This is a genomic window from Psychroflexus halocasei (assembly GCF_900107595.1).
GTDB lineage: Bacteria > Bacteroidota > Bacteroidia > Flavobacteriales > Flavobacteriaceae > Psychroflexus > Psychroflexus halocasei.
In genome coordinates this window covers 13,108-29,803 of the sequence record NZ_FNQF01000007.1, presented here as the reverse complement: position 1 = coordinate 29,803, position 16,696 = coordinate 13,108, and the positions used below count along the sequence as shown (strand labels likewise).

At 33.9% G+C, this 16,696-nt stretch carries 14 protein-coding genes; 3 read left to right on the top strand and 11 right to left on the bottom strand.

Going from position 1 to position 16,696, the window contains the following annotated elements; genetic code table 11:
• Positions 1–77: 77 nt before the first annotated feature.
• Genes neuC through BLV84_RS09205 form a run of 7 tightly spaced genes read right to left on the bottom strand, consistent with a single transcriptional unit; the run spans position 78 to position 7,247 of the window.
• Positions 78–1,235: a UDP-N-acetylglucosamine 2-epimerase gene (gene neuC / locus BLV84_RS09235; protein WP_093244395.1), complete on the bottom strand. Its 1,158-nt coding sequence runs from the start codon at positions 1,233–1,235 to the stop codon at positions 78–80.
• Between the two features lie 16 nt (positions 1,236–1,251).
• On the bottom strand, positions 1,252–2,166 hold the full coding sequence (locus tag BLV84_RS09230) for a PIG-L deacetylase family protein (RefSeq protein ID WP_093244394.1): 915 nt from the start codon (positions 2,164–2,166) through the stop codon (positions 1,252–1,254).
• Positions 2,157–3,086: a sulfotransferase gene (locus BLV84_RS09225; protein ID WP_093244393.1), complete on the bottom strand. Its 930-nt coding sequence runs from the start codon at positions 3,084–3,086 to the stop codon at positions 2,157–2,159. The genes BLV84_RS09230 and BLV84_RS09225 overlap by 10 nt, the downstream gene beginning before the upstream one ends.
• Complete coding sequence (locus tag BLV84_RS09220) at positions 3,087–4,202, bottom strand: glycosyltransferase family 4 protein (protein ID WP_093244392.1); 1,116 nt, start codon at positions 4,200–4,202, stop codon at positions 3,087–3,089.
• Positions 4,192–5,388, bottom strand: a complete 1,197-nt coding sequence (locus tag BLV84_RS09215; protein ID WP_093244391.1) for a glycosyltransferase family protein — start codon at positions 5,386–5,388, stop codon at positions 4,192–4,194. Before BLV84_RS09215 ends, BLV84_RS09220 begins: the two co-directional genes overlap by 11 nt.
• Positions 5,389–6,306: a glycosyltransferase family 2 protein gene (locus BLV84_RS09210; RefSeq protein ID WP_159429415.1), complete on the bottom strand. Its 918-nt coding sequence runs from the start codon at positions 6,304–6,306 to the stop codon at positions 5,389–5,391.
• Positions 6,306–7,247, bottom strand: coding sequence for a glycosyltransferase family 2 protein (locus BLV84_RS09205; protein ID WP_093244389.1), 942 nt, complete (start codon positions 7,245–7,247; stop codon positions 6,306–6,308). The genes BLV84_RS09210 and BLV84_RS09205 overlap by 1 nt, the downstream gene beginning before the upstream one ends.
• Positions 7,248–7,939: 692 nt before the next feature.
• Here BLV84_RS09205 and BLV84_RS09200 point away from each other — a divergent pair.
• Together BLV84_RS09200 and BLV84_RS12520 are read left to right on the top strand one after the other, a co-directional pair.
• Positions 7,940–8,569, top strand: coding sequence for a DUF6266 family protein (locus tag BLV84_RS09200; protein WP_093244388.1), 630 nt, complete (start codon positions 7,940–7,942; stop codon positions 8,567–8,569).
• Between the two features lie 2,043 nt (positions 8,570–10,612).
• The gene (locus tag BLV84_RS12520; RefSeq protein WP_159429414.1) at positions 10,613–10,753 is read left to right on the top strand and encodes a hypothetical protein; all 141 of its coding nucleotides are present in this window, start codon (positions 10,613–10,615) and stop codon (positions 10,751–10,753) included.
• A gap of 1,205 nt (positions 10,754–11,958) precedes the next feature.
• Here BLV84_RS12520 and BLV84_RS12620 read toward each other — a convergent pair.
• The 4 genes from BLV84_RS12620 to BLV84_RS09185 all read right to left on the bottom strand — a co-directional run bounded on the left by BLV84_RS12620 (position 11,959) and on the right by BLV84_RS09185 (position 13,194).
• Positions 11,959–12,213, bottom strand: a complete 255-nt coding sequence (locus tag BLV84_RS12620; protein WP_234953127.1) for a hypothetical protein — start codon at positions 12,211–12,213, stop codon at positions 11,959–11,961.
• 110 nt (positions 12,214–12,323) lie between these two features.
• Complete coding sequence (locus tag BLV84_RS12615) at positions 12,324–12,461, bottom strand: hypothetical protein (protein ID WP_234953126.1); 138 nt, start codon at positions 12,459–12,461, stop codon at positions 12,324–12,326.
• Positions 12,462–12,468: 7 nt separating this feature from the next.
• Complete coding sequence (locus BLV84_RS09190) at positions 12,469–12,708, bottom strand: hypothetical protein (RefSeq protein ID WP_093244488.1); 240 nt, start codon at positions 12,706–12,708, stop codon at positions 12,469–12,471.
• A 243-nt stretch (positions 12,709–12,951) separates the two neighbouring features.
• On the bottom strand, positions 12,952–13,194 hold the full coding sequence (locus BLV84_RS09185; protein WP_093244387.1) for a helix-turn-helix domain-containing protein: 243 nt from the start codon (positions 13,192–13,194) through the stop codon (positions 12,952–12,954).
• A gap of 511 nt (positions 13,195–13,705) precedes the next feature.
• Here BLV84_RS09185 and BLV84_RS09180 point away from each other — a divergent pair.
• Complete coding sequence (locus BLV84_RS09180; RefSeq protein ID WP_093244386.1) at positions 13,706–16,690, top strand: SusC/RagA family TonB-linked outer membrane protein; 2,985 nt, start codon at positions 13,706–13,708, stop codon at positions 16,688–16,690.
• The last annotated feature ends 6 nt before the right edge of the window (positions 16,691–16,696 follow it).

The following is a 16,696-nucleotide window of genomic DNA, read 5'->3' as shown; positions in this document are numbered from 1 at the left end:
AAACAAAAAGAGTGCTTTCTATAAGCTCGATGTTGAATTAATGAACTATTTCATATTCGCACTCTTCAGCTAAATTACTAATATACAATCGTTTTATGAAATTTCAGTTTGACTTCAGATAGTATGTCTGCTATTTGTTCGCCGGAGTTTCCTTCACCATAAATGCATGATTGTTCTGCTTTTCCTGAACTGAGCTGTTGCTCTATGGCATTTTTAATCGCATTAGTATTATAATCAACATCAATGACATTATGTCCGCGTTGGCGTCTGTTTTGGCGACTACCAATATTCACAACTGGCACACCTAAATAAGCACACTCACGAATACCAACGCTTGAGTTGCCGACCAAAACTTTTGCATTGTTTAATAATTTCAAGAAATCTTGTCCTTCCATATTTTTAAAGAAATGTACATGCTTTAAATCATATCTTTCTCTGTAAGAACGTATGCCGCTTGATGTTCCGTCTGCACCAGCATCGACATTTGGCCAAAACCATAAAACAGGTAAATCTATTTCCTTAACCGCATCAAGTGTTGCCTCTATATGCTGTCGTGAATCTGTGTATTCATTGGTTACAGGATGCTGCATCACGACAATATAGCCTTCACTTATAAGAGGTTGCGCACCGACGCCTCCATATTTTTGATAAGGATCAAAATTTAGATCGCCATCACATTTTACGATGTGCGCTAAATCTATAGATGGGCAACCTGTGTTAAAAACAAATTCCTTTTCTTCTCCAAGCTTTATCACGCGTTCTTCTGCATCCTCAGAAGCAACTAAATGATAATCGGAAAGCTTTGTTATGCTGTGTCTTACTTTTTCATCAATATTCCCTGTGACTTCACCACCTTGTATATGCGCTAAGGGAATATTCATATAAGAAGCTGCAATTGCCGTTGCCATCGTCTCAAATCGATCAGCAATGGTCACGACAATATCGGGTTGTAAATTTTCAAAAACACTGGAAAGCTCTAAAATACCGATGCCTGTTGTTTTAGCAGCAGCTGTTAGGTTTTCTCCTTCAAGTACATTAAAAACTTTAGCATCAATTTTAAAACCGTCAGCTTCAATGTAGTTAACAGCAGTACCATATCGCTCTAATAGTGCTGAAGCAGCAACGACGAGTTGTAGATTAAGCTTTGAATGAGCTTTAATAGCTTGTAAAGCCGTCTTGATACGGCTGTAAGATGGACGTGCTGTGACGACGACGCAAATGTTTCTCATATTCATAGTGTAAATTTAAATCTTAAGATTGGTCCAACTGTTTTAAATTTTGATATGATTTTATACAATTAATATTTCCTTTAAATGTTTGTGCTAAATTAATTTCATAATTTCCAACTAATTTATTAAATGCTTTTAGAGGTATTTGATGATAAACTTCTACGTATCTTTTTGCAGTTGACCAAGGAAGGAATCTGGTATTCCATGCATCTAGGCCTGCAGACAAGTGTAAATAATTTTGTGCTTTGAGTTGAGACTCGTAGATGTTTATTAAATTCTGTTTGGCTTGGAAGCTACCTGTGTAATCAAAGTAAACGTTGGGTATTAAAGCTGTATGTACCTGATAAGTATAAATTTGTGTTTGTACATCTAAAGCTACTTTTTTAAAAACTTTAGATAACAAAGCATTACAAAATCGGTGCTTAGGTGGTGAATCTAACACCCAAGGAGTGAAAATTGCATCATATTTTGTTTCTAAAAGCTCTATTAAGTTTTTGTAATTAGATTTTGTAACTTCTAGAGTTACATTATTAATCGCAATATTTATTAAACTAGCACCAAGTTTTTGAGCAACGTTTTTTGCTTCATTATTTCTTTCTTCTACTATTATATCTGTATTTTCACCAGTAGGTCTTCCATCCGTTAAGAAAACCAAATCTATTTTACACCCTTTCATAGACAATTCCGTAAGCAATGCGCCACAACCGATAGCCTCGTCATCTTGATGTGGAGCAAAAATAATTATTTTTCTCCAACTCTTGTAAGATATAGGTTGGGGTACTAAATTCTCTTTAAAATAATCGGTAGCCAATACTTTTTCAGCCAAATCTATGTCCATCTCTTTATGGATTTTTTTAGTTAAAAAATTATATTGTCCATTAGGCTTTATTGATAACAATTTATGCTTAATTAAATATTTAATGCTAGCTAATCCCATTCTTTTAAGCTGATATTTAACTTTTCTTCTAATAATCTATTGTAAGGTTTATAAAACTCCTTAAGTTGTTTTAGCAATTTTTGATTGACAGGGCTAATTTTTCTCTTAGAAACTTTACCTAGTCTTAAAAAGAAATTCTGTAATTTGTTTTTTAAATGTTTGTCTTTTACTAATCTTCTTATTATGCCATTGCATATTCTATCGTAAATAGATATTATTTTACCTATACTTTTATCCTGATATTTAGGATTAATTATCAACACATTCTCTTTATTAGAATGAATTGGATTCAGTGATTTTGCCTCTTCTTTGTCAATGTCAAGAAAATTTGCAATTTTGACCATTTCTTCATCCCAGTTTTTAAATAACTTTTCAAGGATAACCACATGACATCCATTTTCTGGAATATATTCAAAAAAATGATTTAAACTGTTAATATAACAACCTCGTTCTTTGTATTCAAGGTGTAAATTATGCCAATTGCTGGATGTGTGTTTTTTTGATTCTTTTATAGCTTTTTCAAAACTTCGTAATTCTCTCCCTTTTCTAACTTCATTCCAATATTGGCTTTCTGCTCTTTTGACAGGGTTTCTTAAAACAAAAATAAATTTAGTTTCAGGTAGATAATTAGCTAAACGTTTATGAGCCGGTTTCCACCATAATAAATCGGCATCTTTTTGAGCAGTTTTTTTATCTGTTTTCGGGAAAAGCTTTTTGTAGTCTTTTATTTTAGCATAATTATCCCATTGAATGATTTGATCATTTTTTATTGGTTGAAGGCTAAATAAATCTTTTTCAATAAAGAAATCCATATCGCTTAAGGGGTGCATATCAATTTCTGAATGTTGTTTTAAAACCTCATAAAGAGTTGTTGAGCCAGAACGTCTTTCGCCAGCGATTATAAAATTGGGTAATTTCATTTAGTGAAAATAAGATTTAATATTGATTAATAATGTATTCATTTCTTGAGTCCAAGATTCTGCTGAATATTTGCCTTTAGGCAGTGCAACAAAAGATAAAGGATTTTCAAAATACTGGTCTACAGCGTCTAACCATTCTTGATGAAAATGAGGATTTTTTATAAGTTTTCCATATTTTCCATGTTCTAAAACTTCTGAAACACCACCATAATCAGATGCAATACAATAACAACCACAATATAAAGCTTCTATTAAGGTTAAACCAAACCCTTCTTTACAAAGTGTTGTGAATAAATATACATCTGCAATTTGATAATATTTTGGTAAATCTTGATTAGGGACTTCACCAATATTAATAACACCATTCATTTTTATTTTTCTGTCTATACCGACGATTAGAAGTTTAGCATTTTTATATTTTTTAATAATTTGTGTCCAAATTTGTAAAGTTAAATCAATTCCTTTTTTTGGTCTATCCTGAGAACACCACATAAAAATGGGGTCTTGTGGATTAATTTTCAATTCATTTTTAAAATTTAATTGACGCTCTTTTTCAATAGCCTTAAACTTATCAACATCAATACCATTATGGATAACACTGGCTGTTGATGGGAAAACATTAAACTTTGATTTATTGTATTGATAAGATAAGTTTGTCAAATAAACCACATGGCTAACACTTTCTATAAAGCTTTTTTCTTTTATGCCATTTAACATGAGCTCGAAACCGTGATAAAAAAATATAATTTTGACTTGGTTTTTATTCAATTTTCCAGTTTGGTATAATTTGTAAAAATCTACAACTAGTCCTGTATCATCAATAATTTTTACAATGTATTTTGTTTTAGGTTTTACAATACTTAGGACAATATCTGCTATGGTATTTGTATTTTTAACTTTTGATAGTATTTTATTCTTTAAATTCGGATTGGATTTTATGTAATGATATTTTAAATTTTTAAATGGTTCAATTTTTGGTTTTGGACAGATGATATGGTCTATAAGATGGTTTTCACTTTCAATATAGCGTTTGTAAAGTTCTGTTCGACTTCCAATACTATGATAAGGCAATGGGTCTTGACGATAAATCAAAATGACTTCCACATTATCTTCCATTTACAATAGCTTTTATTTGTGTTATAAAATTATCAATTTTAAAATGATTGACAATATTTTTATTTTCAGACAAGTTCACACCACCGTTTTTTAACAAAATAGATATTTGTTCGGGTTGGTCTAAAGCTGCGCTAAAATTAGATATTTCCACAAATGGTTCAACGATTCGGCAAGTCTCGGAGTTTCTAGGTCCAAAATGCATAATTGGTTTTTCATGGGCAATGTATTCTGGTACTTTGCCAGGTAAAAATGGACTAATATCAGCGATGTGTTCAATAATCATTAAAGCTTTAGCTTGACTTGAAATAGCATTAATCAGAGCTAAAGGCTGTCTTTGTTTGATGATGATAACATCTTCATCAGTGTTTTGTATGTCATAATTTACGCTACCAATAAAAAGAAGTTTAAAATCTTTCTCAACAAGATCCTCATTCTTCAATTTCTTAAATTGCTTGATGATCTCTTCTACAGGTCTATGCTTTAACAAAGTGCCTGCGTGAAAATAGAATTTTTTTGGTTTTAGATTATATGATTTCAAAAAAATGCTCGCTTCATCTTTTGCATCTCTATCTAGTTCAATTGTTGGTAATAAATGTGGTAATTCTAATATTTTACTTTGACCAAATTCATAGTATCCATCCATCCATGTGCCTAACAATTTTGAAGGGAATGCCAATTTGTCTAGTTTGGTAAACACATCCTTTAATTGATGTCTAATTTTTAAGCTGTGTTTTGTTGAATCTGATTTGTAAGGTTCTGGAAAAACATCCCCCGGATATGGATCATGAATAAAGCCAATTCGTGTCGCTTTGGTCTTTAATTCTGACAGCACAATTAAGGGTTCAAAAAATCCGCCTCCACCAAAAGCGATAATAAAATCGTATTCATCATAAGAAATAGATTTTAATTTTTTGCGTAGTTGCCTTTCACGCGCTTGATGCCTTAAACTAATTTTCAAAAATTTACTAGCTAACTTTTCTTTAAAAGATAGTTTTTTGGAATTTGGAATTTTATAATCTGATATATAAATATTCTTGGCTTGATGCTCAAAATCCCATACCGTCATGGGTTCAGTTAAGATATCAACCTCATGCTCCCTAGATATTTTTTGAATCGCCTTGGACGTTCGAATACTTGCGGAATATTTATTTTTGACAATTTCAGATGAAATTATGAGTATTTTCATTCAAAGTTTTTTAATATTTTGATATATAGAAGATTTATCTTCAATTTTAATGTAAATAATCAATGAATTTAGATAGCCACTCAAATATTTTAGTTGGACATGTAAATCATAAAATTTGAACATTATCAGTAATTTACAATTTATCCACAATAAACCTAATAATCTTTTGAAATACTCTGGCTTACTTTCTATGATTTTTTGGAAACCATGGGTTAATCCGTTTTGCTTAACTCTTTTCAAAACTCTCTCTTTTCGATATGATGAGTTTAAAGGTTTATGCACAATAGGATTGCTTTCTATTAAAAAAGGCTTAAAACCAGCAAAAATTAGTTTTTTCTGAAAAATAGATTCATCACCACTTAAACCCATACTGGATCCTGGTCCAAATCTTTCATCAAAACCACCAACTTGAAGCCACTGTTTTTTAAAAAAAGCGTATGAAAAGCCTAAAAACATTTTATTTTTTTTAAAATCTTGATCAGTTTTTCCTTTTTGGGAACCTTGTAAAAAACGATATGTTGATTGATTGATAATTTTGGGTTTATTTTTAACAATGAAACTTGTTCCGAAGTAATATTTTAAACCTTTTAATTTAGCACTGTCGATATATTTTTTTAAAAAAAACTGATCAAATTCGACATCATTATCTAAACTGATTATAAAATCATTGTTTTGTTTACAAAAGGCCTTAACAGCTTGATTAAGAGCTTTAGATTTATTTTTAAATTGAGTTTTAAAATGTACAACATCAGGTCTTTTAAAGTAATACTTATCTACTAGACATTCAAAATCAGAATTATCAACAAGCACAAGTTTAGTATTACTTATATTTTTAGAAGCTATGAAACAATCCATGACCTTAGATGTATAATCAGGTTTATCAAATGCAATTACAAAAACAATAGTATCAAATTCCATCATAAAAATTTTCGTAAATAATAGCCTTTACCAAAAAACTTAAAAACTTGATAAATAAGACTTGCCTTTAAGTAATAATAAAATCCAGAATATTTTCTTATTTCATGGTCAAGAGAGTGTTTTGCATATTTATAACTTTTCATAAAAAGAAATCTTCTAAAAAAAGAATTAAATGTATTTACAAAAAAAGAGTTAAGCAATGTTTCATACTCAGAGCCTTTAATCATTCTAAACACTTTAAGCTTAGCCATGTAGTAGTGTTTAAGTTTTTCTGCTGAAGTTTGTGATGATATAGATCCATCATGCCTCCTATAGTAAACAAGTTCTTCATCTATAATATGGAAAGTATTATTGTAAAAAAGTAATCTAGAAAAAAATTCCCATTCTTGAGAAGCCTTTAATTCTTCATCAAAAACTAATTTATATTTATTAATTAGCTTTCTTTTTATGAGAGGGGCTTGAGTCCTAAACACTATTTCTCTCTTAACAAAACTAACAAAAGGATTTTCTGAATATAATGATTTGGTATTTAATCTATCAAAATCCTCATCAGTATCTCCAAATATTTTAGTATAACATATACACAAATCACCCTTTGATGATTGTATTGCATACATCTGATGTTTTAACTTTTCTTTATGCATCAAATCATCCGAGTCAAACCAATTGATATATTCCCCCTGACTCATCTTAAAACCATAATTTCTGGCGCCATTGCCACCTGGTAAATGTTCATCTGGGCGGTGGTAATATTTAAAGCGTGCGTCCTTATCACAGTAAGTTTTCATCACGGCATCTGTGTCATCCGTACTGCCATCATCAACGACAATACACTCCCAGTTTTGGTAGGTTTGCGCCAACACAGAATCCAAGGTTTCCCCAATCAGGTGAGCCCTGTTAAAAGTCGGAATAATAATAGATACAAGAGGTTCTTGAGACATGAGTTAGGTCATAAATTGGTTTTGCAATGATACGAAAAATTTCGTTTATTGGTTTCTCAGTGAATCGTGATTTGTGAATCGTGATTCGATTTTCGTTGGTCTTTCTTTACTCAGTAAATCTTTAAAATCACAACGCAACTCAACCGACTAATTTAAAGAAATACCTGTGGCTTTCGCGAAAGTGCTTGACGTAGTCATAAGCATGTAGCGAAAAAGGCATCAGGGATTTTGCGTAGAGCAGCGAAGCAAAAATTTCCTGAAATTAGTCTTGACTTTTTGTTTCGTTTTGCGTCAAGGCAAAATGAAAGGAACTTCAATTGATGAGATTCTGAATGACACTCCCGTACTCGTGTCTTCAGAATGACAGATATGGAAATGAGATACTGAATCGCACTTCGCCTGTGGCTGCATTTGTTCAGCATGACAGTAAATCAGCTGTCTAAATACAGTGCTTAATTCCATAGATACTGGCATGATACTCCATATCACCCTCAGGTATAAGCAAGGTTAACTCGCTATTGACTCGATGCTTGCTCGATCTTTGCTCGATAAAGTCCTGTGATATCAAGGAAACAACGTTCTTTGATCGAAGGAACAACGCGCTAAGTATACTTCATCACTACAATCTGCATGTGAAAGACCTCGCTTGAGCTTGGAGATACTGCTGTATTTTTAAATCAAAACTAAATACCATGGCACAAATCATACACAATAGCATAGGGACAATATCTGGAAAGGCTGGAAACTTAGTTTTCAAAAAAAGTAAATATGGGAATTACGTCAGTAGCGCTCCGAGACCAACCAAAAAACCTGCAACGCAATTGCAGCTTCGTCAGCGTCAGAAAATGAAATGCGTGATGCATTTTTTAAATGCTGCGAGCTTTATTTTAAATCAAACCTATTTCCCGATTAATCAGAAAAAAGCAACTTATCACCTTATTAAATCTTATTATCTTAAGCATGCCATTTCTGAAAATAACCAACAATTTTCTATCAACCTCTCTAAAGCCCTCATGAGTTACGGAATGATACGCCCTCCTGCTCATCTTAATATAATTGAAGTCGATAGCTTCACACGAAGTGTCACATGGACATCGGAAAAAGATCAAGCACTTGCACAGGCTGATGATGAATTGTTTGTTGTGCTTTATCAACCTCAGCTTCATCAATTTTATTTCAAGGCCAACTTAGCATTACGAAACGATGAACAAGCAGACTTTAAAATCCCGGAAGTTTGGCAAGGCACGTCTCCTCCTCTAGTCTGGTTTGGGTATTTAGGGCAAAAAGAAAAAACGGCTTCTATAAGTGTTTTTGTGGAGTAGTTGTCAGTTATCGGTTATCGGTTATCGGTTATCAGTTATCAGTTGATCGTTTATAGTTTTTCGTGTATTCGTTTATTCGTGTATTCGTGATTTATAACTAGTAATTCGGTTTTCGTGAAATTGCTTTAGGCTATAAGCTTTAGGCATACGGCATAGAGCATAGAGCGGTTTTTCGGTTATCCGTTGTCGGTTATCAGTTGTTAGTTGATCGTTTATAGTTTTTCGTGTATTCGTTTATTCGTGTATTCGTGATTTATAACTAGTAATTCGGTTTTCGTGAAATTGCTTTAGGCTATAAGCTTTAGGCATACGGCATAGAGCATAGAGCGGTTTTTCGGTTATCCGTTGTCGGTTATCAGTTGTTAGTTGATCGTTTATAGTTTTTCGTGTATTCGTTTATTCGTGTATTCGTGATTTATAACTAGTAATTCGGTTTTCGTGAAATTGCTTTAGGCTATAAGCTTTAGGCTTTAGGCGGTATGTTTTAAACCTCATATCATTATTGTTTAGTGAGAGGAATAATATAAGAAATAGTCTGTCAAACAAGCGGAAGTGCGTTTTGCATTTTCGCAAAAAAGAGCATGAAGCGCAGTTTGAACAGCGGTTTCACGAAACGATAGTGAAGTGAAAATTTCCTCATTTTATTCTTGATTTTTTGCTTCGTTTTTTATCAAGAAAAAATGAAGGGAATACATTTAATAGGTTATCTGTTGTCAGTTATTCTGTGACTTGTGATTCGTGAATGGTGACTAGCAAAATATCTGTCATTCTGCCCCGAAGGGTCGGGATCAGAATCTCATGCTTTGTTAGTCCCGAGTTATTCGGGATAAAATCGTGGATTCGTGGATTCGTGAAATCGTATAATCGGTTATTCGACTATTCGTAAATTCGTGTATTCGTGTATTCGTTTTTTCGTGAATCGGTTTTATTTAACTCTAAAGCCTCAATGTAACTCAACCGACTAATTTCAAGAAATACCTGTGGCTTTCGCGAAAGTGCTTGACGAAGTCATAAGCATGAAGCGAAAAAGACAACAAGGGTTTTGCGAAGAGTAACGAAGTAAAAATTTCCTAAAATTAATCTTGTCCCGATGGTTCGGGATTGTTTCTCCCGATCCTTCGGGATTGCGTCAAGGCAAAATGAAAAGAACTTCTATTGATATTCTCTCTTCTTTTCCATTGCCGAAAAGAAGCACCCCGAAGGGTCGGGACTAGGCTGATTTTTCTGTTTTAGAAAAGCAACGAAAGCATCTCTTCCACCGCAACGCGAACCGTTTCACTCGCGCATTGCTCCCTCTGCCTTTCTTCAAAGCTTTCTAGTTTTCTAAAAAACATAAAAAATAGGCCGTTCTCTTGAATTATAAATTTTGAATTTGCTTTAAGATTTATACCTCTTATCATTATTGTTTAGTGATTGGAATAATATCAGAAATAGTCTGTCAAACAAGCGGAAGTGCGTTTTGCATTTTCGCAAAAAAGAGCATGTAGCACAGTTTGAACAGCGGTTTCACAAAACGATAGTGAAGTGAAAATTTCCTTTTGTTATTCTTGTCCCGACTTATTCGGGATTGCTTCGTTTTTTATCAAGAAAAAATGAAGGGAACTTCTATTGATATTCCCTCTTCTTTTCCATTGCCGAAAAGAAGCACCCCGAAGGGTCGGGACTAGGCTGATTTTTCTGTTTTAGAAAAGCAACGAAAGCATCTCTTCCACCGCAACGCGAACCGTTTCACTCGCGCATTGCTCCCTCTGCCTTTCTTCAAAGCTTTCTAGTTTCCTAAAAAACATAAAAAATAGGCCGTTCTCTTAAATTATGAATTTTGAATTTGCTTTAAGATTTATACCTCTTATCATTATTGTTTAGTGATTGGAATAATATCAGAAATAGTCTGTCAAACAAGTGGAAGTGCGTTTTGCGGTAGCAAAAAAGAGCATGAAACGCAGTTTGAGCAGCGGTTTCACGAAACGATAGTGAAGTGAAAATTTCCTTTTGTTATTCTTGTCCCGACTTATTCGGGATTGCTTCGTTTTTTATCAAGAAAAAATGAAAGAAATATATTCAGCAGATCATGTTTTGTCATTCTGGAAAATATCGACGATAGGAGATATTTATTCAGAATCTCATGATTTGTTAGTCCCGAGTTATTCGTGTATTCGTGGATTCGGTGATTCGTTAATTTGCTGATTCGTTTGTCCCGATCCTTCGGGATTGATTCGGTTTTTCGTGATTGGTGATTTGTGAAATTGCTATAGACTATAAGCTTTAGGCGGTAGGCCGTTCTCTTCAATTATGAATTTTGAATTAAAAATTTTGAATTACTCTTATCCCTGCTAAGAAGTTTGTCATAGCTCAACTCAACGGAAATGAATTATGAAAGTAACTGACTAATTTCAAGAAATACCTGTGGCTTTCGCGGAAGTGCTTGACGTAGTCATAAGCATGTAGCGAAAAAGACATCAGGGGTTTTGCGTAGAGGAACGAAGCAAAAATTTCCTCCTCTTTTTTCGTTAGTCCCGACCTATTCGGGATGTTTCGTTTTTTCATCAATGGAAAAAATGAAAGAAATCACTATGTAATATTCAATAATGATTTAAAGGAAGACTTCGATGCAATTATTGATTCGTCTCCAATTGGTGGGATTCTGAATGACACTCCCGTACTCGTGTCTTCAGAATGACAGATGTAGAGATGAGATGCTGAATCGCACTTCGCCTATGGCGGCATTTGTTCAGCATGACAGTTTAAAGATTGGTTGATCAATTATTAATGAATTCGTTTTCAATTAATGCTCTCCCTTCTTTTCCATAGCCCTCTCAATTCAAAGTCTATCTTTCGGTTTCTATTTCGTGCTTAATATAATGATTCGACTTCTTTTAATATCCTTTTCCTTTTTTGCATCGCCCAAAAAAGAAAGAAAAAAGTCTAGGCTTATTTTTCTGTTTTAGAAAAGCAATGAAAGCATCTCTGCCCCCGCAACGCGAACCGTTTCACTCGCGCATTGCTCCCTCTGCCTCTCTTCAACGCTTTCTAGTTTTCTAAAAAACATAAAAAATAGGCCGTTCTCTTGAATTATAAATTTTGAATTTGTTTTAAGATTTATACCTATTATCATTATTATTTAGTGAGTGGAATAATATAAGAAATAGCCTGGCAAACAAATCATGAATTTGTTGATTCGTGAAATCGTTTTTTTGCTTATGACGGTAGGCTGTAGGTTTTAGGCTTTTTAAATTTAGAATTTAAAATTCAAAATTTTGAATTACTAAGTTCTCACTACTAATCACCAATCACTCCATCTCAAAATCAAACAAATCTCGGGGATGGACTTCCAAGCCTTTTGCTAGTTCAAATATCTATAGAAAATTGAGTGCTAGTTTGCTAGTGTTTACTTAATCTTCGTTGTTCTTTTTTTGAGATTTTTTCCCTAAAACAAAGACTGAAACTAAACTAACAACTGTTCCCCCAGCTATTATGCCTCCAACGATATCTTGCCCTATTGAAGCAAGATAAGTTCCACATCCTATTCCTGACAATCCAATAATCAATCCAAAAACTTGTCCTAATTTACTTTGAGCTGATTGACTTGCAACTAATTTACTTTCTATAGAAATTCTATGATTTTGTTGATTTTCAGCCATTTTCATAATTCGATATGCTCCTTCTGGTATAACGGAATCATATCTAACAAGTGTTTCTGCATCTGGCAGAGGGCCTGAATGAGATTTTTCTTGTATTAAAGTAAAAGATAAGCTTTTTAAAATTTCAAGTTTTTGTTCTTTGGTAAGCCATCAAAAATTTTTGGATTAATATTTTTAAGTTCTTCCTCTAGCTCCTGTAATTCTTCAGGAATTTTTACTTTCGATGGCTTATTATTTTGTTGTTTATTGCTCAATTTAAAGTTATTTTAAGCAAAGTTTATTGGAATTCTTTTTTTCAAAGACTTCCTTTGCTGACTTGAAATCATCACCAACATTCGCCCAATCTGAAACTAAAGCTTTGCGATCTGCTTCTGCCGCTGATTTAGAATAGTTATAATCAAAATAAGACCCCGCGATATTTAAAACACTTCCCAATCCTACAAAAAAGTTATTTTTTGGTAATAGAAAGTCAGTTTTAAATATTGTTTTACGCTTTTTCATATTATGCTCAACGGTTTTATATAACTCTTTAACATTTTCCATACATCATAAATATAAAATATTTTTCAGCAATGACTGAAAAATTTAGACAAATTAGTACTTTAAAAAAACTGTAGCTAACATTGTAGGTAAAAATAGCTAACTTAATTGACTTATATTTGTATGCTATAGCTATTAACACTATTTTATTTTGGTTGAGTAAGTATAAGTGTATTAAGAATTAATTGTTTTAAACAAACACTTTTACTCCCTCTCCATCTCAAAATCAAACAAATCTCGGGGATGGACTTCTAAGCCTTTTGCTAGTTCAAAAAGAGTCGTCATCTGCATATTACGTTCTCCTTTTTCAATTTTATTTATATCGCTAAAATCCACATCACATCTCTGGGCTAGTTTCCTTAGACTTAAACCTTGCTCTTTTCTTAAGTGTTTTATTCGTTTTCCCGTAAGTAAAAGCAAGTTCTTATTATTCTCTTTGATTGCCATTATAGTAAGCTTTTTAGCAATTTGAGGATAACATCAAAAAATATTGTAGGTAAAAAAACCTACATATTAATATTTTTGTTATATTTGTCCAATTAATATATTTGCAGTACTTCTTAAAATAAAAACATAGAAGCTATTGCTTTGAGTCTCGAACAGAAAACTGGCGTTTTTAAAACCACGAGAGGATAAGTAATATAGCTCACGACCCGGGCGTGAGCTCACTTATCGTGGTAAGGTATGCCAGTACCCCATGTTCGGTAGGTTGAGCTTTCACGCCCTTTTTATGGCGTTTATTATTAAAAAATAACTTCTTTAAAACAATCGCCCATCAATGACACTTAACAAACTCATGTTATGCATACAATCACAGGCTTAAGTCTTATTCAATAGCTCTTTAAGCACAATGTGCATTACATCTAAAAGCAAAAAACCTCCCCTATAGTTTGCAGACCACGGGAAGGCAAATGCGCTTTTATTAAAACCTAGTTTAACTAAAAACACATACAAAGTTATGAAATATTTTTACACCCACCAGTGTGGGTTTGGCCTGATATTGCTTTTGATTTTCTTCAGTACAACAACAGCAAAGGCACAAAACACCTACAAATTGAGCGGTCAGGTGACCGACACAACAGGGCAAGCCATCCCTGGCGTACATATACAACGCATCAATACAACGAATGGCGCCACCACCGATTTTGACGGAAACTACAACATCGAGGTCACTGGTAATGATCGTTTATCTTTTACCTACTTAGGCTATCAAGCACAAACAATAGCGGTCAATAATCGCAAGCTTATTAATGTACAACTCTCCCCTAGCACCGAAGCCTTGGATGAAGTGGTGATCAATGCGGGGTATTACCGTGTAAAAGACAGAGAACGCACAGGCAGCATTGAAAAAGTAACATCTGAAGACATCGAATTGCAGCCTGTCACAAACCCTATAGAAGCTTTGCAAGGACGTATGGCAGGAGTTGAAGTGGTGCAAAGCACAGGCGTCCCAGGTGCAGCCCCAACTATTAGAATAAGAGGCCAAAGTAGTTTAAGAACAAACTTTGATGATAATGGCAATTTACCTTTATATATTATTGATGGAATGCCGATTAACTCTAGTCCTATAGATAGCCAAATCCAACTTTTTGAAGGTGCAGGCGTTGACCCTTTAAACACCTTAGACCTTACTAATATTGAAAGCATTGAAGTTTTAAAAGATGCAGATGCGACGGCCATATATGGATCAAGAGGTGCTAATGGCGTGGTCCTTATTACAACAAAATCGGGTCAAAAAAATCAAGGCATCAAAGTCAGTACTAAGCTATATACTGGGATGAGTAGAGTTGATAACTTTTTAAATCTTCTAAACACTCAGCAATATTTAAAGATTAGAAAGCAAGCTTTTGAAAACGACGGTGTAGAGCCTAATGCGTATAATGCGTTTGATCTTGTGCTGTGGGATGAAAATCGCTATACAGATTGGCAAAAAGAATTATTTGGAAAGACGGCTGAATTAAGAAGTGCTAGTTTTAATATTTCAAACGCAAATGAAACAACCTCTTATATTATCGGCGCTTCATATCAGAAGCAAGGAACGGTATTCCCTGGTGACTTTTCTTATGAAAAAAAGACATTTAACCTTAATCTAAATCATCAATCAAAAGATAAAAAATTTAAACTCAACCTCAGCGCAAACTATGGATTAGATGATAATGATCTTTTTAACAGCAGTACATTTGTCAGTACAGCTTTATCTTTAGCACCCAACGCGCCACGACTTTATAATGATGATGGAAGCCTGAACTGGGAAGATTCAACATGGTCTAACCCCTTAGCAACATTACAAAATGAAGGCAAGCTAAGCACGAATAACTTAATCAGTAATTTAGGGCTTACCTACAGGCTGACCCCTTCACTAAGTTTAAAATCAAGTTTTGGTTACACTCATCTGACAAGTGAAGAGAATATACAAACGCCCATTGAATCTTATGATCCTGACATGTGGGATAGGGTGACAAATCGATCACAATATAGCGACATCAGAAGAAATTCATGGATTGTAGAACCTCAAATACATTATCGTAAAACTTGGGGACAGCATCACTTTAACACGATTGTAGGGGCAACATTTCAGGAAAACAAGAATACAAGTTTAACGATTTCTGGAAGAGGTTATATAGACAGAAATCTCATAGGGAATTTGGAAGCTGCTGATCAAGTCTCGATTATAAAAGACAGGGATTTAACTTATAAATACAGTGCAATTTTTGCACGTCTAGCTTATGATTGGAAAGAAAAATATTATTTAAACCTGACAGGCAGGCGTGATGGCTCTTCTCGTTTTGGACCTGATAAACGTTTTGCCAATTTTGGTGCCATTGGTGCCGCATGGATCTTTACAGAAGAGAACTTTTTTGATAAGCATCTCAACTGGTTGTCTTTTGGAAAAATAAGAGGAAGTTATGGGACAACCGGAAATGACCAGATCGGAGATTATAGATACTTAGACGCTTATGAAGCAACGCCTGGCCCTGATGGTCTTTACCCGACACAACTCACCAACAATGATTTTTCTTGGGAAACCAATAAAAAACTTGAAGCTGCTTTAGAGCTAAGCTTTTTAAACAATCGCATACACACTGAAATAGCATGGTACAGAAACAGGTCTTCAAATCAGTTGGTTGGTTATCCTTTACCTGCAATTACCGGTTTCTCCAAGGTAGAAGCTAACTTGCCTGCCACAGTTGAAAACAAGGGTTGGGAACTTGGACTCTCAGCAAAAGTATTTCAGAAACAATCATTTCAATGGAATACATCATTAAACATGACAATACCAAGTAGTAAGCTCGTTGCTTTTCCTGATATTGAAGAAACAGCATATGCAAACACATACCGTGTGGGAGAGGCTTTAAGTTTAGATATTCTATATGAATTTGAGGGCGTGGATCCAGACACAGGCTACTACACAGTTAAGGATGTTAACGAAGATGGAAGTTATGATTACGATGATAGGTTGATTACTAAAAATTTAGGAAGAAAGTTTTTTGGTGGCGTCTATAATAAACTCAATTACAAGAATTTTTCATTGAGCTTCTTATTTGAATTTGTGAAGCAGAATGGAAGAAAGACCTCTTCATTACCTCCTGGTCGTCTTGGGAATAACTTAAAGAGCGTCACAGAATATGGGAGCTCTTCGCCTGAAGATTTGCAAGCTCCATCTCAATCAATTAATGCTTTTTTAGCCTTTAATCGTTATGCTTATAACAGTGATTTCTCTATTACAGATGCGTCCTTTATACGTCTTAAAACCTTAAGCCTTGGTTATGAGATATCTAATGATTTCACCAAAAACATAGGATTGAGTCAATTTAAGTTATTCGTTCATGCGCAAAACCTTTTGACGATCACCGATTATGAAGGTTTAGATCCGCAATCACCTGGTAGTAAAGCCCTCCCTTCTTTACAAAGCTTAACAGGAGGATTACAATTAACATTTTAAAAAATA